This is a genomic window from Cedecea sp. NFIX57, assembly GCF_900177785.1.
In the GTDB taxonomy this organism is placed as follows: Bacteria; Pseudomonadota; Gammaproteobacteria; order Enterobacterales; family Enterobacteriaceae; genus Cedecea; species Cedecea neteri_C.
In genome coordinates, this window is record NZ_FXAS01000024.1 from 1 (window position 1) to 19,823 (window position 19,823).

The following is a 19,823-nucleotide window of genomic DNA, read 5'->3' on the forward strand; positions in this document are numbered from 1 at the left end:
GCTGCGGGGAAAGTTCTCTGAGCATGGCGGTCAGTCCGTTTTTTGCACTGACCTTATTAGATCAAAGTCCCGGCCTCACGGCCAGGACTTTGTCATCAATCTGAAGGGCCTTCCGGCCCTTATTTACTAGTAAAGCTGAGCGGCAATCAGCGGCCAGCGGGTATCAAAATCATCCGTAGGCAGATAGCGGAAATCACTTCTCACAAATCGTGAGAGCATTCCTTCACAGAAAGCCAGTAGCTGACTCGCCAGCAAGGCTTCATCGGTACTAAACCCTTCGCCTTCGCGCATTTTCTTTTCACGCATAACCTGGCGCAGCTGAACCTCAATGCGTTCAAAAAGCTGGTTGATGCGATCCTGCAGGCGATCCTGCTCAAACATCAGCGCGTGCCCGGTGAGGATACGCGTCAGGCCTGGGTTCCGTTCACCAAAACCCAACACCAAAAGTACGATCAACCGCAGACGGGCCAGCGTGTCTTTTTCATCTTTCAGAATCAGGTTAATGCGGGTAATCAGGCTATCTTCGATAAACTCAATCAGGCTATCGAACATTTTCATTTTGCTGGGAAAATGCCGATAAAGTGCGGCTTCGGACACGCCAACGGTTGCCGCTAGTTTAGCGGTCGTAATGCGTTGGCTGCCGTCGCTGGATTCGAGCATTTGGGCCAGAGACTGAAGTATTTCCTCGCGACGATTCCTTTTCGCGGTCTGTTTTTCTGCCATGTTCTAAAATACCCCTGAAAAATACCTTGTCAGGTAAGCACCGAACCGCGCCCCCAAACGCCTGGTTTGCGGTCTGTTTTAACGTTATCTGCGCGGTAGGGTTACGTTGATAAAACGGTATTACTGGCGGCCTGAATGACCAAATCCGCCTTCGCCACGGTCGCTGGCGTCAAAATCTTCAACCAGGTTAAATTCTGCCTGCACAACGGGTACAAAGACCATCTGCGCAATGCGTTCACCAGGCTGAATGGTGAAGCTGTCCTGGCCGCGGTTCCAGACAGAAACCATCAACTGGCCTTGATAATCGGAGTCAATCAGCCCCACCAGGTTACCCAGCACAACACCGTGTTTGTGGCCCAGGCCGGAACGAGGCAGGATGACCGCTGCCAGAGAGGCGTCAGCAATGTGAATAGCCAGGCCGGTTGGCAGCAGCGTTGTTGCACCAGGTGCAAGTTCTACGGCGTCATCCAGGCAAGCGCGCAGGTCAAGACCGGCAGAGCCGGAGGTGGCGTAAGTTGGTAATGGGAATTGCTGACCAACTCGCGGGTCCAGAATTTTAACGTCGATTTTTTTCATCATAGCGGGTAACGATCTCGTCCAGTAAAAGGTGGCCAAGGAGTGCTTTACGCTCAAGCGGTAAGACTTTGTCTCCCTCCTGCCAGAAAAGGTGCAATGCGTTATTGTCGCTATTAAACCCTTGATTATTCTGAGATACGTCATTGGCGCAGATCAGATCCAGGTTTTTAGCGGCACGCTTTTTCCGGGCGTATTCTTCCACATTATTTGTTTCGGCGGCAAACCCTACAACATAGGGACGCCTTTCTGAAAGTGCCGCAACACCCGCAACAACATCCGGGTTTTTGACCATTTTTAGCGTAATTTCATCGCCTTGCTTTTTAATTTTCTCGTCAGCAACCACGGCTGCTCGATAGTCGGCAACGGCGGCACAGCCAATGAATATATGCTGCCCGGCGACGCGTTGTTGGACCGCCTCATTCATTTCCAGCGCCGTAGTGATGTCAATGCGGTTGACCCACGCCGGAGTAGGCAGATTTACCGGGCCTGAAATCAGGGTTACGTTTGCCCCGCGCGCTGCCGCTGCTGCAGCGATAGCAAACCCCATTTTTCCAGAGCTGTCGTTCGTAATATATCTGACGGGATCAAGGCGTTCACGCGTTGGGCCGGCGGTAATCATGACGTTCAGATGTTGCAGATCTTTGACTACGGAGAAATGTTCAACGGCCATATCAACCAGCGTTAGCGGATCCAGCATGCGACCAGGCCCAATATCGCCACAGGCCTGGCTCCCGCTATCCGGGCCCCAAATCAGGAGACCACGAGCGCTTAGGACGTCCAGATTATGTTGAGTGGCAGCCGCGCGGAACATTTGTTGGTTCATTGCTGGAACAACGGCAACTGGGGCGGCTGTTGCCAGGCAGATGGTGCTGACCAGGTCGTTTGCCATGCCTGCAGCCACGCGCGCGATCAGGTCTGCTGTCGCAGGGGCGAGTATCACTAAGTCTGCCCATTTGCCGAGTTCGATGTGGCCCATGGCGGCTTCTGCTGCGGGGTCTAGCAAACTGTCGGACACCGGATAACCGGACACTGCTTGCAAACTTAGTGGCGTGATGAAGGCCTTCGCCGCCTCGGTCATTACCACTCGTACATCCGCTCCGCGATCGCGCAGACGACGAACCAGCTCAGGTGTTTTATAGGCAGCAATACCACCGCTCACACCAAGAACAATTTTCTTGCCGGAAAGTCCCATCATGATTTTTATCCGTTGGAAGTCACAGTCGAATGGCCATTTTATCACAATCCCTGGCAGGCGACTTTTTGCAGTTTGCGAGGCGCTACGCAAGACCAAAACCCGCTCATCGCCTGACAATAAAAAAGGCCGCATTATGGGGGAGTTAAGAGAGGGAGAGGTGCGATGGACAGGGATTATGAGATTGAAAACGCGTATTTACCCAGGGAAAAACTGCTGCAATTCGGTGTAGGTTCTCTTACCGACACTGAGCTGCTGGCGCTCTTTTTACGTACGGGCCACCAGGGAATGCACGTTTTGGTTTTTGCCAATATGCTGCTACGTGAGTTTGGTTCCCTGCACCGCTTGTTGTCGGCAGATTATTCCCATTTCAAGGACGTGAAGGGGATTGGCGAAGCGAAATACACTCAACTAAACGCGATTGCCGAGCTGGCGAGGCGTTATTACTCATCTCAGGGGGTCAAAGAACTCTCTTTGCTTACGCCAGGAAAGGTGCGGGAGTATGTTCAGAGTCAGTTGACGACCGAGCAGCGTGAAATATTTATGGTGCTGTTTTTGAATAATCAGCATCAGGTTATTAAATGTGAACGGTTGTTTGCCGGAACGCTAAGTCACGTTGAAGTTCACCCGAGAGAAATTGTCCGTGAAGCGATGAAATGCAACGCCGGTGCCATTATACTGGCGCACAACCACCCATCAGGTAAGGCCGAACCCAGTAAAGCAGACCGGGCTATTACGGAACGCATCGTGAAAGTTTGCCTGTTTATGGAAATTCGAGTGCTTGATCATTTGGTTATTGGTCACGGAGAATACGTTTCTTTCGCTGAACGAGGGTGGATTTAAGCCATCAGGCGCGATCCATTGGGATCTTTGTCTGTTCGGGACTTGAGCACATGCCTCACACAGCGTATACTACGCCACCTTTGAGAATCTCGGGTTTGGCATTATGCGCCTGGCACTGTGGTTCACATTGAACCGCCAGGGACCAGGCTTGCAGCCTGACGAGGCGCCTAACCCTATACGAAGCTCGAGCTAATTTGATTTTTGGAGAATAGACATGTCCCGAGTCTGCCAAGTTACTGGCAAGCGTCCGGCGACCGGTAATAACCGTTCCCACGCACTGAACGCGACTAAACGCCGTTTCCTGCCGAACCTGCACTCTCACCGTTTCTGGGTTGAGAGCGAGAAGCGTTTTGTCACCCTGCGTGTATCTGCTAAAGGTATGCGTGTAATCGATAAGAAAGGCATCGATACAGTTCTGTCCGAACTGCGTGCCCGTGGCGAAAAGTACTAAGTACTTAGAGGAAATAAATCATGGCTAAAGGTATTCGTGAGAAAATCAAGCTGGTTTCTTCTGCTGGTACTGGTCACTTCTATACCACCACGAAGAACAAACGTACTAAGCCGGAAAAACTGGAACTGAAAAAGTTCGATCCAGTTGTCCGTCAGCACGTTGTATACAAAGAAGCCAAAATTAAATAATTCTGGTAACTTTGTTGAAGAAACCCGGCTCAGGCCGGGTTTTTTTATGCCTGCTTCCCGGAGGAGAGATGCCTGAATTACCAGAGGTAGAAACCAGTCGTCGCGGTATTGAGCCGCACCTGGTGGGTGAAACCATCCTGTATGCCGTTGTGCGCAATGCTCGACTGCGCTGGCCGGTTTCTGATGAAATACATGCTCTGAGCGATAAGCCCGTGCTGAGCGTGCAGCGGCGGGCGAAGTATTTGCTGCTGGAGCTACCGGATGGCTGGATCATCATTCACCTGGGAATGTCCGGCAGTCTGAGGATCCTCGCGGAAGAACTTCCTGCGGAAAAGCACGATCATGTCGATCTGATCATGAGCAACGGCAAAGTCCTTCGCTACACCGATCCGCGGCGTTTTGGTGCCTGGCTATGGGTCAAAGAGCTTGAGGGGAGTAACGTATTGGCTCATCTCGGGCCAGAGCCGCTGAGTGAGGCATTCAGTGCAGAATACCTGCGTGAAAAATCGGCCAAAAAGAAAACGGCTATCAAGCCCTGGCTGATGGATAACAAACTGGTTGTCGGGGTGGGGAATATCTATGCCAGCGAATCCTTGTTCGCGGCGGGGATCCATCCCGACCGTAGCGCGCAGTCGCTATCAAAAAAAGAGTCTGAAACTCTGGTCGCGGCGATCAAAGCGGTATTGCAGCGCTCAATAGAGCAAGGTGGAACGACTTTAAAAGACTTCCTTCAGTCCGATGGCAAACCTGGCTATTTTGCTCAGGAGCTGCAGGTCTATGGGCGGGAAGGAGAACCTTGCAGGGTATGTGGTACGCCGATTGCTGCCGCTAAGCACGCTCAGCGTAGCACCTACTATTGCCGCCGCTGTCAGCGATAGCTATTTAAGCCTTTCGATAAGCGCTTTACAGACGTGCTCTGGCAGGAAGTGAGCGACATCCCCGTGATGGCGCGCCACTTCTTTGACCAGAGAAGAAGAAACAAATGACCACTCTTTAGATGGCATCAGGAAGACGCTTTCCAGTTCTGGCATGAGATGGCGATTCATGTGGGCCAGCTGCATTTCATATTCAAAATCAGCCGCGGTACGCAACCCACGCACCAGCACGTTTGCCTGCTGCTTGCGCGCAAAGCTTGCCATTAAATCGCTGAAACCGAGAACCTGAACATTGGGTAAATGTGCAAGCGCCTGCTGCGCCAGCGCAACGCGTTCATCCAGCGTAAACAAAGCATTCTTGCTGGGGCTTGCTGCAATGGCAAGGATCACCTGGTCAAACATACTGGCTGCACGGGTAACGATATCAATATGGCCGTTGGTGATAGGATCGAAAGTCCCCGGATAGATTGCCCGCTTTTGCATATCTGACCTTAGTGTGTTTTAGGGGGGAGATAAGGTTCCAGTAGCTGCAACAGGCGCTGTAATGCACCCTGGTTCTGGTAAAGCACTTCCACAGCATGGCGCCCGTAGAAGTTACGATAATCCTCATCTGTGAGCAAAGACGCAATCTCTTTTACTAATGACTGTTCGTCGTTCACGGTGATTAGGCCATCTGCCTGCGACAGGCGCGCGCAGATATCTTTGAAGTTAAAGGTATGTGGGCCCATTAACACGGGAATAGCGTGTGCGGCGGGTTCGAGCGGATTATGGCCACCGCGTTCAACTAACGAGCCGCCAACAAAAGCCAGATCGGCAATTCCGTACAGCAACATTAACTCACCCATAGTATCGCCAATGACGACCTGCGTACTGGAAGACGGCACCTCTCCAGAAGAACGGGTGATGTAGCTTAATCCTGCATTTCTGACCAGATTGATAGCATCCGGGAAGCGTTCCGGGTGACGTGGTACAAGGATCAGCAATAAATTAGGAAACTGTTTTAAAAGTGACTGATGGGCCTGAACGACAATACTTTCTTCACCTTCATGCGTGCTGGTGGCTATCCAGACTGGGCGGTGTGGTGCCCACTGCCGGCGAAGCGTTACGGCACGAGCAGCAAGTTGCGGCGTCACAGAGATATCAAATTTAAGGCTTCCGGTGACCGTCAATTGGCTTCGTTTTGCACCCAGCGAGATGAAGCGCTCACCGTCTTCTTCGTTCTGCGCGGCAATAAGCGTAATGCGCTGCAGCAGTGTTCGGACAAAGTCACCAAGTTTCGCGTAGCCTTTTGCCGAGCGTGCGGAAAGCCTGGCATTGGCAATCACTAATGGGATATAGCGTTTGTGCAGCGCGGCTATCAGGTTTGGCCAAAGTTCGGTTTCCATAATAAGCACTAGCTTCGGATCGACTTTATCCAGAAAACGGTTTAGCGCACACGGTAAATCATAAGGCAGATAGACGTGCTGGACGTCTTCTCCGAACGCGGACATGACCCTTTCTGAGCCGGTTGGTGTCATTGTCGTGACGGTAATCGGCAGTTCTGGATAGCGATGGCGAAGCGCGCGAACCAGAGGGATGGCGGCTAGCGTTTCCCCAACGGAAACCGAATGCAACATAATGCCACCTGGCTTGAGCGGCTTTTTATAGAAGCCGTAGCGCTCGCCAATGCGTTTGCGGTATGCAGGAGCTTTACGACCGCGCACCCATAATCGCAGCCAGATGAGTGGCTGTATGAGGTAAAGCAGTATGGTGTAAAGCAATTGGAGCATAGGACACGGCTGGCGTTATGAATGTGCTGGGGATTCTATGTATTTAACCTGAGCTTTGCCATTACTTTTGCGGAAATTGCCTGAAATCACCCCTGATTGTTCCTGGTGATATTAACCATGATGTTTTTTTCAATTTTTATTGAATACAGGATGGTGAATCTTGGGTTAGCAAACCGTGCTGGCAAGGTACTGTGCCGATGAAAATTGAAATTTATTTTCTTATTTTATAAATGGTTGCGTATCGCTTTATACGATTGATATTCATATCGGATTGCCCCCTGATAAATGCTACACTATGCAACGTTTTCAAAGGAATTTGGAACTCGTCAGTGTTGGAAAATTGAGCATTTTCCTTCCGGCATCATCGACCTGACCAGAAGGGTTTCTCCCTGTGGTTTGTCTGACTTCGGTTTAGGCCTCGCGGATATGAGTACATGATCATTGCTTTTTGCTTATACAAATACTTTCCCTACGGCGGCCTGCAGCGCGATTTTATGCGTATAGCTCAAACCGTTGCTGCTCGTGGTCATCACGTCAAAGTGTTTACCCAACAGTGGCAGGGAGAGCATCCTAAGCAGTTTGAAATTGTGCTTGTTCCGGTGACGGCTCGTACAAATCATGGGAAGAATGCGCAGTATCATCAATGGGTTGAGAATGAGCTGAAGATACATCCTGTCGATCGGGTTGTCGGATTCAATAAAATGCCCGGTCTTGATGTTTATTACGCGGCTGACGTCTGTTATGCCGAAAAGGTTGAGCGTGAAAAGGGCTTTTTCTACAAATTAACCGCACGTTATCGACATTATGCGCAGTTTGAGAAAGCCACGTTCCTGCGAGGAAAAAAAACTCAACTGTTGATGTTAACGCCGACGCAAATAGCTGATTTTAAAAAACACTATCAGACAGAATCCGATCGCTTCCATATTATGCCGCCGGGGATTTACCCGGACAGAAAGTACAGTAACCAGATTGCCGACAGCAGGCGAGTATATCGCCAAAAAAACGGCATTGATCCGCAGCAGTTCGTGGTGCTTCAGGTAGGCTCGGATTTTAAGCGAAAAGGCGTATTTCGTTCTCTGGAGGCGATAGCCGCCTTGCCGGAAGCCCTACGTAAAAAAACACGTTATCTGGTCGTTGGGCAGGATAAACCAGGGCGTTTCGAAGCGAAGGCGCAGCTGCTTGGCATTGCAGATAATGTGCAGTTCTTTTCTGGAAGGGATGACGTTGCCGAGTTGATGGCGGCAGCAGATATTTTGATTCATCCAGCGGTTCAGGAAGCGGCTGGGATTGTCCTGTTAGAAGCTATCGTTTCCGGATTGCCAGTACTGGTTACGGAAGTTTGCGGTTATGCCCATTATATCGAGTCTGCTCACTGTGGTGAGGTCATCCCAGAGCCGTTTAATCAGGCGACGTTGAATCATGCACTTTCCAATGCTTTAGAGAACGAGGCGTTGCGTAACCAATGGGCCGAGCATGCACGGCATTATGCCGACAGTGAGGATCTGTACAGTTTGCCTGAGAAAGTGGCTGATATTATTTTAGGTTGTGAACATGATTGAGCTTAAAGAGCCGTTTGCTACGCGATGGCGTGGAAAAGACCCTTTTGCTGAGGTTGTAAAGCTGGAGGGTGAAGTGTTCCGTGCCCTGGAGTCCCGCCGGACGATCCGTTTCGAGATGGAGGGTAAAGGCTATTTTCTTAAGTATCATCGCGGCACAACGTTAAAAGAAGTGGTGAAAAACCTGATTTCACTACGTATGCCCGTGCTGGGCGCAGACAGAGAATGGTTTGCTATTCATCGGCTCAAAGCGCTTGGTGTCGACACGATGAATGGCGTCGCGTTTGGCCAAAAGGGACTGAATCCTTTAGAACGAACTTCTTTTATTATTACCGACGATCTCTCCCCGACGATCAGCCTGGAAGACTATTGTGCTGATTGGGCTGTTAAGCCACCCAAAGTTAGCGTCAAACGTGCGATTATCCAACGCGTAGCCGAAATGGTTAGAGAGATGCATCGAGGAGGCGTGAACCATAGGGACTGCTACATATGCCATTTCCTTTTGCATTTGCCGTTTGAATCGCCAGAAGCACAGTTAAAAATCTCGGTGATCGATTTACATCGGGCTCAAATTCGTCGCGCTGTGCCTCGCCGTTGGCGAGACAAAGATCTTATCGGTCTTTATTTTTCCTCTTTGCATATAGGCTTAACTTCGCGCGACATTTACCGATTTCTGAGTATTTATTTTTCAGTGCCACTACGGGATATCATTAAAAATGAGTCAGCTTTGTTTGCAACCGCGCACGTAAAAGCACAAAAAATACAGAAAAGAACGGTAAGAAAGTCATTATAATTTATTAAAATTAAAAGCTCTGTAGGCATGAGGCAAAAAAGAATGAAAATTAATTTCGATAAAGCGATACTCAAAGAAATTATTTGCGATCGTTCTATCCATACAAAAGAAAAAAAACTTAACATAGCTTATGGTATTGATCGTAATTTTTTGTTTGGGTCAGGCATCTCAATGACCTCCGTACTGATCAATAATCCAGAGATGGAGTTTAATTTCTATGTTTTCACCGATTTTGTTGATGATGATTATATAAGTTGCGTAGAGCGTTTAGCGGAAAAATATCATACGTCAATTACGGTTATTGTGTTTGATAATGAAGCATTTCGTGATCTCCCAAGTACTAAAGCATGGACATATGCAATGTACTACCGTTACTTTGCGTTTGAATATTTAAGTAACAATCTTGATTCAGTTCTCTACCTTGATGCAGATATCATCTGTAAAGGCTCATTGGACGAATTGACAGGTATACAATTTAACGGCGAATATGCCGCCATTATTCATGATATTGATGAAGTCCGTCTCAAATCAGGAGCACGTCTTGGGATTCCAGAGCTTTCACACGGATACTTTAACTCTGGTGTTGTGCTCGCAAATCTGGTTCTTTGGAAAGAACAAAAGTTACTGAGTAAAGCATTTGGTGTTTTTTCAGAAAAGAAAGACGGACTGCTTTATTTTGATCAAGATGTATTAAACATTTTGTTTGTGGGTAATACTATTTCATTACGTAGAGACTTTAACTGTATCTATGGTGTTGATCAGGAATTAGTAAATAAAAATATTAATGACGATTATAAAGATTTTATTACTGACGATACCATTCTTATTCACTATGTTGGCGTGACAAAGCCCTGGCATAGGTGGGCTAAGTATCCAGTTTCTAAGTTCTTTATGGCAGCATATGAAAAATCAACATGGTCAGGAAAAGCATTGCTTAACGCAAATACGGCTAAGCTTTATAAACGAAAATCACGACATGAAAGAGTCCAGCACAAGTATGTACTGTCTGTTTTGAGTCATATAATGTATATCAAGAGCAAACTTTTTGGTTCCCATTTGCGCTGAGTAGCATAACCCGTTAATTTTTGTGTTTAAAAGGTATGTCAGATGAATTTTGATTGTCGCCAGGCTATAAAGGAAATTGTTGCTTTCAACAACGCACCTGCTGAATATAAGCCGCAACTACATGTTGCATGGGGTGTCGATAAGAATTTCATGTTTGGTGCGGCAATATCTATGATGTCAGTGTTGCAGAATAATCGAAATGTTCCCATTCACTTTCATCTTTTTACTGACTATATTGATGACGATTATAAGGCCCGTGCAGCAGAACTATCTAAGATATTTTCTACAAAAATCACGATTTATGTTATCGATGCGAACGAACTAAAAATATTGCCTTTTAGTCACGCATGGTCCCATGCAATGTACTTCCGGTTTGTTGCGTTCGAGTATCTTAGCGAAGACGTTGATGCCTTACTTTATATTGATGCTGATGTTATATGTAAAGGTTCTCTTCAGGATCTGATTGATATTGATTTTGAAGATAAAGTGGCAGCGGTTGTTCGGGATGTTGATGATAGTCCAGCACGAAGAGCTGGAACACCAGACTTTAATGAGAACTATTTTAATTCTGGTGTAATGTACACTAATCTTGTTGCGTGGAGAAAATTCAATTTTCTCAGTGCAGCATTTGATATGTTGTTAGACGAAAAGCAAAAACATTCATTTCCCGATCAAGATGTTTTGAATATTCTTTTCAAAGACAAAGTTATATTTCTGCCGCGTATTTATAATGCTATTTATGGCATTAAGCAGGAACTAAAAAATAAGGATATTAATCGCTATCGCGACTATATCAAGCCGGAAACCATTTTAATCCACTATATCGGTGTGACTAAACCCTGGAATTCCTGGGCGAATTACCCTTCAGCACAATATTTCACGACGGCCTGGCAAGCATCTCCTTGGGCAAATGTTCCTCTGCTTGGGCCAAGAACACCTAAGCAATTTAAGAAAAAGTCCCGCCATGAAAGGTTGCAGGGAAAAATGCTGGCATCCATTGTGAGTTATATTGGCTATCTTATTGCCAAACTGAAAAGTAAATAACAAAAAGCTCCCATTGGGAGCTTTTTATTTTTGAGTCATACGCATTTTACTTGCGCAGTTTGCTCTGCAAATACTTCAGATACCAACCGGCGGCGACCAGGTACTGTCTTTTACGGGCATGCTGTCGGGCATATACTCGATAGTCCGTTGGCCGCATCCGTGGTGCATAGGAACGCAACGGAGCGTTTCGCCATGGCGTAAAGTGATGATAGAAAGAGTAGAGTTGCTGTGCCAGGCCAGTATGTTCCCGGTACCATGGTTTTCTGCCACCGGTGAAGTGGACGATTTTAGGTGTTGTATTTTCGTGATATAAAAACGTTTCTTTTTGTTCCTCAGTGAACCAGTTGAAAAGGAAGTTCCACTGGTTATCGATAAAGCGTATATGGCCATCCATCGCGATATTCAATGCATCCTGATCAAAGTAGGGAAGGCTATTTCCTTTTTCGAATAATACTTCGTTTGCTTTATTTTCAACGTCATGTTCTATCCAGTTATTGACATTGATATAAAGAAACCCTGCATTGAAATAATGCTTTGTTTTTAGGCCGAGACGTTTGGCATGTTTGTCGTTCTGTACATCGAGCGAATCATGACTGGCAGCGCAGATAACATTGCTGATATCAATATCATTTATGCTGCTGATATCGTCGAAGCACAACGTATCGGCATCAAGATAAATGAAGTTTTCAACTTTTCCCTGAAGTAACCGGGGCACTGCAAGACGCATATAAGTTGAACGGTTAAGGTGTTTAATAGCGAAATCATTGCTGTATTTCTCAATCGCGTCTTTTTCTATTTTTATCACCTGAACGCCATCACAGGTTGCTTTCAGTTTTTCGATTTCCTCATCGCTTACATCATAAACAAATACGTAGAATGCCAACTCTTGATTTAGGTTGTTCATTTTTACGGATATCATTGAGGTAGCGACATACTCCAGATAATTGGCATCCGTACACCAGGCAACATTGATTATTGAGTTATTAGCCATTTATTTGTTCTCATTGTCTTGGGTTGCCGCATTTTTCAACGTGGTATCGACAGCGTCGATGACGGCCTGCGCTGGGATCCAGGAAAGATACTTCTGCGAACGATCCAAATCTTTTCTTTCGGGCATCGGATGATAACTGCCCGCCCAAATCAGCGTTGCTTTATCTGACCACGGTCGCCATTGCTGATAGTTGGTTGCACCGAACAGGCATACTTGAGGTTTATTCAGTGCTGCAGCCATGTGCATCGGAGCGGAATCAACACCGATATAAAGGGTTGCGTGGTCGAGCAGTGCTGCAAGCTGCAGGAATGATGTTTTCCCTGCAAAACGGAGGTCTGGAGATATATCGCAGAGACCGGCAATCCGCTTTACTTGTTCCTGTTCAGTGGCTGCTGGCCCGCAGGTTAAATAGACCTTCAATCCCTGGCTATGCAGATGATTAATGACCTCAGCGAATTTATCCTCATCCCAGCACTTAAACGACTGCCGTGCGGTGGGTTGAATAACCACATAAGGCTGCAGCATGAGCTCGGGATCCAGAGCACATAGCGCCTGAACATCATTTTCCTGATAACTCAGCTGCATTTGTGGCTTCAGTTCACTATCGGTAAAGCCGATGCCTTTCAGTAGAGACAAATTTTGCTCAACGATGTGAGTTCCTGTCATAGGCACTACCCGGCTAAAGAGCTTGTTCCAGAGCTTTTTTTCTCGCTGGAAGGCGACAGAAGGTCGGCCTAATGAAGCGACCAGCGCACCAATAGGCCACTGCTCAGTCAGGTTCACAATCAGGTCGTAGCGATTTTTTCTAAGTTCGCGCTGCAGGGCGAGGTAGTTTTTGATTGTATCGAGCAGCCCGAGCTTTTTTTCGACCAGATAAAATTGATGAATACGGTCATCTGCCGCGAGAATGGCTTTGGTATCTTTGTACAATAGCAAATCAATTTTAGCGTGCGGATAGCGTGCCTGCAGGCTCGCTATGACTGGGGTAATGAGCAATACATCACCATAAAACTTAAGCTTGCAAATTAAAATGCGATCTACATGTTGTTGAGCCATCTTAACTTTCCTTGTTGATCTTTTTCTTGCAAAGCTTAAATACCTGATTGCGAGTAGCAGAAATAAATGTATCTATCCAAGGGTGTCGCATTTTATAGATTATTTTTTTATTCATGACGCTTTCGTCGCAATACTGTAGTGCCGTTTTTATATCGCTTAACATTTGCTCATCATAGGCATAGTAGCCTTTCTTTTTACGTACAATTTTACGCCCTTCAAGAAAACAATTAACAATCATCAGCGTTGCAACCGAGCGTTTTTCTGGATTGTTTTTTATGTAGTCACACATTTTTCTCATGGCAAAAAAGATGTGTTGAGCGTCACTTTCTCTGAGATTTTCAGTGATGCTATGGGAATTTAGCCGGTAGTAATAAAGTTTAACATTGAGATTCAGGATGTTACGGCATTTAAAGTACTGGAACGGGCTGAAAATAATATCTTCATAGCGGCGATTAGCTTCAAATCTGTCATTGCCAAGAATATCCCGGAGAAATATTCTTGTGACTAAATGCCACTGTGCAGCGCTAAACGTAGGCATTAATGGCAAACATTGAGTATCCTGCAGAATGAGTTCATTTCTTTCAATATTTTCATTGCTGGCGCCTTGCGATGTGTATAGTTTTTCTTTATCGCGAGTTAAGCCAAATTCTACAATGTCATATTTACGTTCACGCAGGACGGGCAGTAAAAGAGTGAAATAATCGGAACTGATAATATCGTCACTGTCCACAAAAGCGATGTATACACCCGTTGCGGATTCTAGCCCTTTATTTCGGGCAATCGCTACGCCTTGGTTACTCTGATGTATTACCTTAACGTTATCACTGGGGCTGAACCGGTAAAATTCTGCGATCTTTTCATCGGTATGATCGGTCGAACCATCATTAATGATGATGATTTCAACTTCATCTGTGATCCCGGACTGAAGAGATGTCAGGGTCGAAGTGATAAATTCGGCATTATTATATGTCGGAATAATAATGCTCAGAAGGTAATGATTTTTATCACACATGAGATTGCTCTCTTTTGGTGTTAGAAACCAGTATTAGTGCAAAAGAAAGGGCCAGTATGCTACTTAATGATTCGCCTTTGGCATACAGTAATAGATCACTTAACCCGTAGACTGCGATAGCACCTGCAACAACCAGTAACAGCGCATTTTTCTGTTCAAATGCCATATATATCATTGAGGCATATAAGAGTACGAGGAGCACAACGCCCAATACGCCTTTTAGAGAAAACGTATCCATTATTTCATTATGGAGATGGATGTTCATATATATCAGTGCGCCGCTGAGCGAGGGGTCAGTTTTTTCTAAAATATTAAGAGAAGCGCTACGCTGCTCCAGGGACTCGCCTCCGGGATGCAATTTCCCCGTCTCAAATCCTACACGTTGCATGGCAAACCTCGCACCAATTGACGTATTACTGTTCTCACTCTTGTATGCCGCTATATCGCCTTTGAAATCCATATACCGTTGTTCCAGCACCGATTTCAGCGGGATCAGTGCCAAAACCCCAAGGACGATAAAACTGGTTATGGAGACTGCCAGAACTTTATGGTTACGACGATAATGTAATAAAAATAAGGCAATACATAATATTGGATAAACTAAAATGGCTGCTCGCGTTTGTGTGGTGACAATAGCCATAGAAGATAGAGCAAAATGTAGAAAATAAAGCGGAATAACCCAGTGACCACGTAAATTAAGTATTGCCTGAGAGGCCAGTAATGCAATAAACGTCAAGGCATACGCAGTGCCAGTTGCAAATTCAAAACCTAGCGAAACCCTGTATGCAAGTAGGTTCATCGCGCCGATACTATAGAGTTGGTAAGCTGCCCACCCATATAGAGAGAGCCCAATGGCGATGATCAGATAGTTAACAGCCTGCCTAATGCAGGGAGAAAATGCCTTTTGGCAACCGATCGCTGTTATGACAAATGAAGAAAAAATCAGCGTCTTACCGCCATTCTGGTAAGAGCGATAGGCTGCTGTAAAAGGTGAGCCCTGCTGTTTAAAGATCGCTACCCAAATGATTTGCATTAGCCCAAACGCAAAAAGAGCGAGCGGCAGTATTAGCGTTTTTTTATTTTTCAATAAGTTATGGCGGTTGTTGAAAATAACAGGAAATGAAAGGACGGTACTGAAAATGAAGACCTTGATTGCCTGATCGGGATTAATAAGCACCATAGCCAATGAAAGCAAGCAACCCGCAAGAAACAGGCCGTCGACGATGCTGAAGAAAGTATCTTTTCTCTTGCTATCATGCAGAGAAATAATTGGGCTATCAGGCATAAATATACTCTTAAAAGAATTATAGTATGTTTGAATGTTGAAGTAATTGTCGGACATCGTTTGCTGATGTTGAAGCCATTGCATGATCCCCATTTTTTAGCGCCTGCTGATGTAGACCATACCCACCAATTAGCCCCGGATCAGTCGGCCCGTATAGCGTCACATTCGGCCGGTCTAATGCTGCGGTAAGGTGGCTTAATCCTGTATCAACGGAAACCACATATTTTGCTCCCGCCAATACTTTAGCCACTTCTTCAAGCGTCATTTTCGGTAAGACGTCAACAAAATCAAATCCTTCTGCCAGCCGCTTAGCCCTTGCTTCTTCATGTGGCGCTCCCCACGGAAGCTTAATGCGAACCCCTGAACCCTCCAGCAGGCTAATTAGCTCACGCCAGTGCGTTTCCGGCCAGTGTTTATCATCTCGTGTCGTCGCATGTAAGAATACGGCATACTGACCATTATCCGCGTTCAGATAGTTCAGGAAATGCGATGCGATTGCATAATCACCCTGCCGATCGGGTTGGATATATCCCAAACTCTTAGCAAAAAGCTCACGCACGCGCTCCACCGCGTGTTGCTGTCTGGCCACGCTGTGTCTTACGTTGTAGAACAGACTGGCTAATGGCTCACGTGCGCTGTTCCAGTTCATGCCGTGCTTTATGCCACGCGCCTTGCGAGTGACCAGTGCAGCACTTTTTACCAGCCCCTGGGCGTCGATAATGCAGTCATATTCTCTGGCCTTCAGCTCTTCATAGAACACTTCACGTTCGCCGCGTGTTTTAGAAGCAAACCAGCTTTTACGCCAGCGACGGATTGCAACCGGAAATACTTTATCTACGGCGGGGTGCCAGCTCGGGATCTGGGCAAAGCCTTCTTCAACAACCCAGTCGAATTTGATTCCTGGAATAGCATGCATCGCATCCGTCAGGGCTGGAAGCGAATGAAGCACATCGCCCATCGAAGATGTTTTAACGAGAAGAACACGCATCAGTCTTCCTTGCTGCTGGTTAACAGTTCGGTCAATGCAACCAGCACGCTTTCGGGCGTGATATCGATCAGGCTTTGATGATAGCCCTCAGCGGCATCGCCTTTACGCACTTTATGGTATCCGCTGATCAGGCGAATAACCTTCGCTTTATGGGAAAGCGGTGGGGTGAAATCCGGGCTGCTGGGGCCATAAAGTGCGACCAGTGGGCGGTCGAGTGCGGCTGCAACATGCATCAGGCCAGAGTCATTAGTGACTACACCCTGGCAAGCTGCAAGCAAAATAACGGCCTGCTCGAGCTGGGTATCTCCGGCAAGGTTACGGCACCATGCCTGTTGCTCACTGCTGAGGGCAGCAAGAATCTCTTTACCTGCGTCCTTATCTTTGGCTGAGCCGAAGAGCACAACCTGATAGCCAGCATCAATGAGCTTTGCCGCGAGCGCGGCGTAATGATAGTGCGGCCAGCGTTTTGCAGGGCCGAACTCTGCTCCTGGGCAGAAACCAATCATCGGGCGCTGTGGCTCAAGATTAAAAGCAGCGCAAGTCTGTGTTTTTTCACCTTCACTAACATGTAGTTGAGGCCACAGGAGCGGCTGCGGGAGGTCTTTAGCCGACTGCATTATACCTTTCTCATAACCCAGGGCGACGTAGCGTTCCACCATTAAAGGCCAGGCTTGTTTGTCCAGCTTGCGGCTGTCATTCAGCAAGCCATAGCGCATCTCACCTAGCCAGCCAGTGCGGTGAGGTATGTTGGCAAAAAAAGGCACCAGCGCGGACTTAAACGAGTTTGGCAGAACGTACGCATGGTCATAGCGTTTGTCCCGCAGGCTGTGTCCAAGGCGACGACGCTCTGCAATTTGCAACGCACCGTGGCCCAAAGGCATGGCGATGGCTTCGTTCACTTCCTGCATACGCGATAATAGCGGACGGCACCACGCGGGTGCCATCACGTCAATGATCGCCTGGGGATAACGCGCCTTGAGCGTGCGATAGAGACTTTGCGACATCATCATGTCGCCCACCCATGACGGGCCAATCACCAGAATTTTCATACTTTCCCTGTGCAGCTTATGCGTCGCGATTTAACCATGTCATGTATTCCGCAACGCCTTCGGCTACGGTTTTGAACGGCTTGTCGTAACCTGCAGCGCGCAGATTGGTTAAGTCGGCTTCGGTATAAGCCTGGTAGCGACCTTTCAGTTTGTCCGGGAAAGGAATGTACTCGATGCTGCCTTTGTTGTGATACGCCAGCGCAGCGTCTGCCACGGCCTGGAAGGATTCTGCACGGCCGGTACCGCAGTTGAAAATACCGGAAACGCCATTTTGCCAGAACCACAGATTAACGGCGGCCACATCCCCCACATAGATGAAGTCACGCTTGAAGCCGTCACTGCCTTCAAAGAGTTTAGGATTTTCACCGTTATTCAATTGGGTATTGAGGTGGAAGGCGACGCTCGCCATGCTGCCTTTGTGACCTTCACGCGGCCCGTAAACGTTAAAGTAGCGGAAGCCGGTCACTTGAGAGTTCGCTTCTGGCAGGATCTGGCGCACATATTCATCAAACAGGAATTTTGAGTAGCCGTATACGTTCAGCGGCTGTTCATATTCGCGAGATTCGATGAAATCTGCATTGCGCCCGCCGTAGGTGGCGGCAGAAGAGGCATACAGGAACGGAATTTCACGCTCCAGGCAGTAGTGCAGGATTTCTTTAGAGTACTGATAGTTGTTGTCCATCATGTACTTGCCGTCCCACTCGGTGGTGGAAGAGCAGGCACCTTCATGGAAGATGGCGTCGATATCACCGAACTCTTCCCCGGCCATAATCTGGATCAGGAAGTCTTCCTTGTCCATGTAGTCGGCGATGTCCAGATCAACCAGGTTAACAAATTTAGTCCCGTCTTTGAGGTTATCCACGACCAGGATATCGCGGTAGCCTTGCTCATTCAGAGATTTAACAATGTTGCTGCCGATCATGCCGGCGCCGCCAGTAACGATAATCATAATTTCAACCTTTAAAAAGTGGGGCTTTCAGGCCATAAACCTGATGCGCTAATGGCTCTTATCATACCATTACAATTAAAGACCCGCCTAATGGGCGGAAGTTTTTCACCCTCGTGATTTATCCTGCAAAAATCATATTCCCTGAAGCGTAATCTCGTCTCCTGGTATAGGTTTGGGTAATATATGCCGAAATTTGCCATGCCTGGAGAATCGCGATGCGCGAAGATTTTTACAAGCAGTTGACCTCCCAGCTCGAGACGGCTCGTGTGGAAGGGTTATTTAAAGAAGAGCGTATTATCACCTCCGCCCAACAGGCGGACATCACCGTCTCGGACGGCAGCCACGTTATTAACTTCTGCGCCAACAACTATCTGGGTCTTGCTAACCATCCGCAGCTGATTGAAGCAGCTAAACAGGGGATGGATAAACACGGTTTTGGTATGGCCTCGGTCCGCTTTATCTGTGGTACTCAGGACAGCCATAAACAGTTGGAAAGCAAGCTGGCCGATTTCCTGGGAACGGACGACGCGATTCTTTACTCCTCCTGCTTTGACGCCAATGGCGGCTTGTTTGAGACGCTGCTCGGGCCGGAAGATGCCATCATTTCTGACGCACTGAACCATGCCTCAATTATCGACGGTGTGCGCCTGTGCAAAGCACAGCGTTATCGCTATGCCAACAACGATATGCAGGAGCTGGAGGCTCGCCTGAAAGAGGCTCGTGCTGCAGGTGCTCGCCACGTGATGATCGCCACCGACGGCGTGTTCTCAATGGACGGTGTGATTGCCAACCTGCAGGGTGTTTGTGACCTGGCGGATAAGTACAATGCGCTGGTTATGGTCGATGACTCCCACGCCGTGGGCTTTGTAGGTGCCAATGGGCGCGGTACGCACGAATACTGCGATGTCATGGACCGTGTTGATATTATTACCGGCACGCTGGGTAAAGCACTGGGCGGCGCTTCTGGTGGTTATACCGCAGGTCGTAAAGAGGTTATCGAATGGCTTCGCCAGCGTTCCCGTCCTTACCTTTTCTCAAATTCACTCGCGCCAGCCATTGTTTCCGCCTCTATCAAGGTACTGGAAATGCTGGAGTCAGGCGAAGAGCTGCGTGAGCGCCTGTGGTCAAACGCTCGTCTGTTCCGTGAAAAAATGAGCGCTGCCGGATTTACGCTTGCAGGTGCAGATCACGCCATTATTCCAGTGATGCTTGGTGAAGCAGTTGTGGCGCAAAACTTTGCGCGCGAGCTGCAAAAAGAAGGTATTTATGTCACCGGTTTCTTCTACCCGGTGGTGCCAAAAGGTCAGGCGCGTATTCGCACCCAAATGTCGGCGGCGCATACCCCTGAGCAAATTGAACGTGCGGTAGATGCGTTTACGCGCATCGGTAAGCAATTAGGCGTTATCGCTTAAGGGAGC

General features: G+C 47.6%; 21 protein-coding genes. 9 read left to right on the forward strand and 12 right to left on the reverse strand.

What is annotated here, in order from left to right:
• Positions 1–126: 126 nt before the first annotated feature.
• From slmA to coaBC, 3 genes are all read right to left on the reverse strand, one after another.
• Positions 127–723 (reverse strand): nucleoid occlusion factor SlmA, encoded by a 597-nt coding sequence (gene slmA, locus B9Y90_RS18575; protein ID WP_039289144.1) that lies wholly within the window; start codon positions 721–723, stop codon positions 127–129.
• A gap of 120 nt (positions 724–843) precedes the next feature.
• Positions 844–1,302 carry a dUTP diphosphatase gene (gene dut / locus B9Y90_RS18580; protein WP_034808728.1) on the reverse strand — a complete coding sequence of 153 codons (459 nt, stop codon included), beginning with the start codon at positions 1,300–1,302 and terminating at the stop codon, positions 844–846.
• A complete protein-coding gene (coaBC, locus tag B9Y90_RS18585) occupies positions 1,280–2,491 on the reverse strand; it encodes a bifunctional phosphopantothenoylcysteine decarboxylase/phosphopantothenate--cysteine ligase CoaBC (RefSeq protein WP_139827416.1) in 1,212 nt (403 codons plus the stop codon). Before coaBC ends, dut begins: the two co-directional genes overlap by 23 nt.
• Positions 2,492–2,656: 165 nt before the next feature.
• Between coaBC and radC the strand changes: the two genes are divergently transcribed.
• From radC to mutM, 4 genes are all read left to right on the forward strand, one after another.
• Positions 2,657–3,334, forward strand: a complete 678-nt coding sequence (radC, locus tag B9Y90_RS18590; RefSeq protein ID WP_085542152.1) for a RadC family protein — start codon at positions 2,657–2,659, stop codon at positions 3,332–3,334.
• A gap of 214 nt (positions 3,335–3,548) precedes the next feature.
• A complete protein-coding gene (gene rpmB, locus B9Y90_RS18595) occupies positions 3,549–3,785 on the forward strand; it encodes a 50S ribosomal protein L28 (RefSeq protein WP_008457442.1) in 237 nt (78 codons plus the stop codon).
• A gap of 20 nt (positions 3,786–3,805) precedes the next feature.
• On the forward strand, positions 3,806–3,973 hold the full coding sequence (rpmG, locus tag B9Y90_RS18600) for a 50S ribosomal protein L33 (protein WP_002436700.1): 168 nt from the start codon (positions 3,806–3,808) through the stop codon (positions 3,971–3,973).
• 68 nt (positions 3,974–4,041) lie between these two features.
• On the forward strand, positions 4,042–4,851 hold the full coding sequence (mutM, locus tag B9Y90_RS18605; protein WP_039289147.1) for a bifunctional DNA-formamidopyrimidine glycosylase/DNA-(apurinic or apyrimidinic site) lyase: 810 nt from the start codon (positions 4,042–4,044) through the stop codon (positions 4,849–4,851).
• Here the strand turns inward: mutM and coaD are convergent, their stop codons facing one another.
• Together coaD and waaA are read right to left on the reverse strand one after the other, a co-directional pair.
• The gene (gene coaD, locus B9Y90_RS18610; protein ID WP_039289148.1) at positions 4,852–5,331 is read right to left on the reverse strand and encodes a pantetheine-phosphate adenylyltransferase; all 480 of its coding nucleotides are present in this window, start codon (positions 5,329–5,331) and stop codon (positions 4,852–4,854) included. It abuts the gene before it with no gap.
• An 8-nt stretch (positions 5,332–5,339) separates the two neighbouring features.
• Positions 5,340–6,617 carry a lipid IV(A) 3-deoxy-D-manno-octulosonic acid transferase gene (waaA, locus tag B9Y90_RS18615; protein WP_039289149.1) on the reverse strand — a complete coding sequence of 426 codons (1,278 nt, stop codon included), beginning with the start codon at positions 6,615–6,617 and terminating at the stop codon, positions 5,340–5,342.
• 434 nt (positions 6,618–7,051) lie between these two features.
• Here waaA and B9Y90_RS18620 point away from each other — a divergent pair, with 434 nt between their 5' ends.
• Genes B9Y90_RS18620 through B9Y90_RS18635 form a run of 4 tightly spaced genes read left to right on the forward strand, consistent with a single transcriptional unit; the run spans position 7,052 to position 11,075 of the window.
• A complete protein-coding gene (locus B9Y90_RS18620) occupies positions 7,052–8,176 on the forward strand; it encodes a glycosyltransferase family 4 protein (RefSeq protein WP_085542153.1) in 1,125 nt (374 codons plus the stop codon).
• A complete protein-coding gene (rfaP, locus tag B9Y90_RS18625; RefSeq protein WP_085542154.1) occupies positions 8,169–8,966 on the forward strand; it encodes a lipopolysaccharide core heptose(I) kinase RfaP in 798 nt (265 codons plus the stop codon). The genes B9Y90_RS18620 and rfaP overlap by 8 nt, the downstream gene beginning before the upstream one ends.
• Positions 8,967–9,008: 42 nt before the next feature.
• The gene (locus B9Y90_RS18630; protein ID WP_085542155.1) at positions 9,009–10,031 is read left to right on the forward strand and encodes a glycosyltransferase; all 1,023 of its coding nucleotides are present in this window, start codon (positions 9,009–9,011) and stop codon (positions 10,029–10,031) included.
• 42 nt (positions 10,032–10,073) lie between these two features.
• Positions 10,074–11,075, forward strand: a complete 1,002-nt coding sequence (locus B9Y90_RS18635; protein ID WP_085542156.1) for a glycosyltransferase family 8 protein — start codon at positions 10,074–10,076, stop codon at positions 11,073–11,075.
• A 46-nt stretch (positions 11,076–11,121) separates the two neighbouring features.
• Here the strand turns inward: B9Y90_RS18635 and B9Y90_RS18640 are convergent, their stop codons facing one another.
• Genes B9Y90_RS18640 through rfaD form a run of 7 tightly spaced genes read right to left on the reverse strand, consistent with a single transcriptional unit; the run spans position 11,122 to position 18,405 of the window.
• Positions 11,122–12,066, reverse strand: coding sequence for a glycosyltransferase family 8 protein (locus tag B9Y90_RS18640; RefSeq protein WP_085542157.1), 945 nt, complete (start codon positions 12,064–12,066; stop codon positions 11,122–11,124).
• Entirely contained in the window at positions 12,067–13,122 is a 1,056-nt protein-coding gene (gene rfaQ / locus B9Y90_RS18645; RefSeq protein WP_085542158.1) for a lipopolysaccharide core heptosyltransferase RfaQ, read from the reverse strand.
• A 1-nt stretch (position 13,123) separates the two neighbouring features.
• Complete coding sequence (locus B9Y90_RS18650; RefSeq protein WP_085542159.1) at positions 13,124–14,134, reverse strand: glycosyltransferase family 2 protein; 1,011 nt, start codon at positions 14,132–14,134, stop codon at positions 13,124–13,126.
• Positions 14,127–15,419, reverse strand: a complete 1,293-nt coding sequence (locus tag B9Y90_RS18655) for an O-antigen ligase family protein (protein WP_254902716.1) — start codon at positions 15,417–15,419, stop codon at positions 14,127–14,129. The genes B9Y90_RS18650 and B9Y90_RS18655 overlap by 8 nt, the downstream gene beginning before the upstream one ends.
• A 19-nt stretch (positions 15,420–15,438) precedes the next feature.
• Positions 15,439–16,407, reverse strand: a complete 969-nt coding sequence (gene rfaC, locus B9Y90_RS18660) for a lipopolysaccharide heptosyltransferase RfaC (protein ID WP_085542160.1) — start codon at positions 16,405–16,407, stop codon at positions 15,439–15,441.
• Positions 16,407–17,456 (reverse strand): ADP-heptose--LPS heptosyltransferase RfaF, encoded by a 1,050-nt coding sequence (gene rfaF / locus B9Y90_RS18665; protein WP_085542161.1) that lies wholly within the window; start codon positions 17,454–17,456, stop codon positions 16,407–16,409. The genes rfaC and rfaF overlap by 1 nt, the downstream gene beginning before the upstream one ends.
• Before the next feature lie 16 nt (positions 17,457–17,472).
• Positions 17,473–18,405 carry an ADP-glyceromanno-heptose 6-epimerase gene (gene rfaD, locus B9Y90_RS18670; RefSeq protein ID WP_039289159.1) on the reverse strand — a complete coding sequence of 311 codons (933 nt, stop codon included), beginning with the start codon at positions 18,403–18,405 and terminating at the stop codon, positions 17,473–17,475.
• Positions 18,406–18,620: 215 nt separating this feature from the next.
• Between rfaD and kbl the strand changes: the two genes are divergently transcribed.
• A complete protein-coding gene (gene kbl / locus B9Y90_RS18675; RefSeq protein ID WP_039289160.1) occupies positions 18,621–19,817 on the forward strand; it encodes a glycine C-acetyltransferase in 1,197 nt (398 codons plus the stop codon).
• Positions 19,818–19,823: the final 6 nt, after the last annotated feature.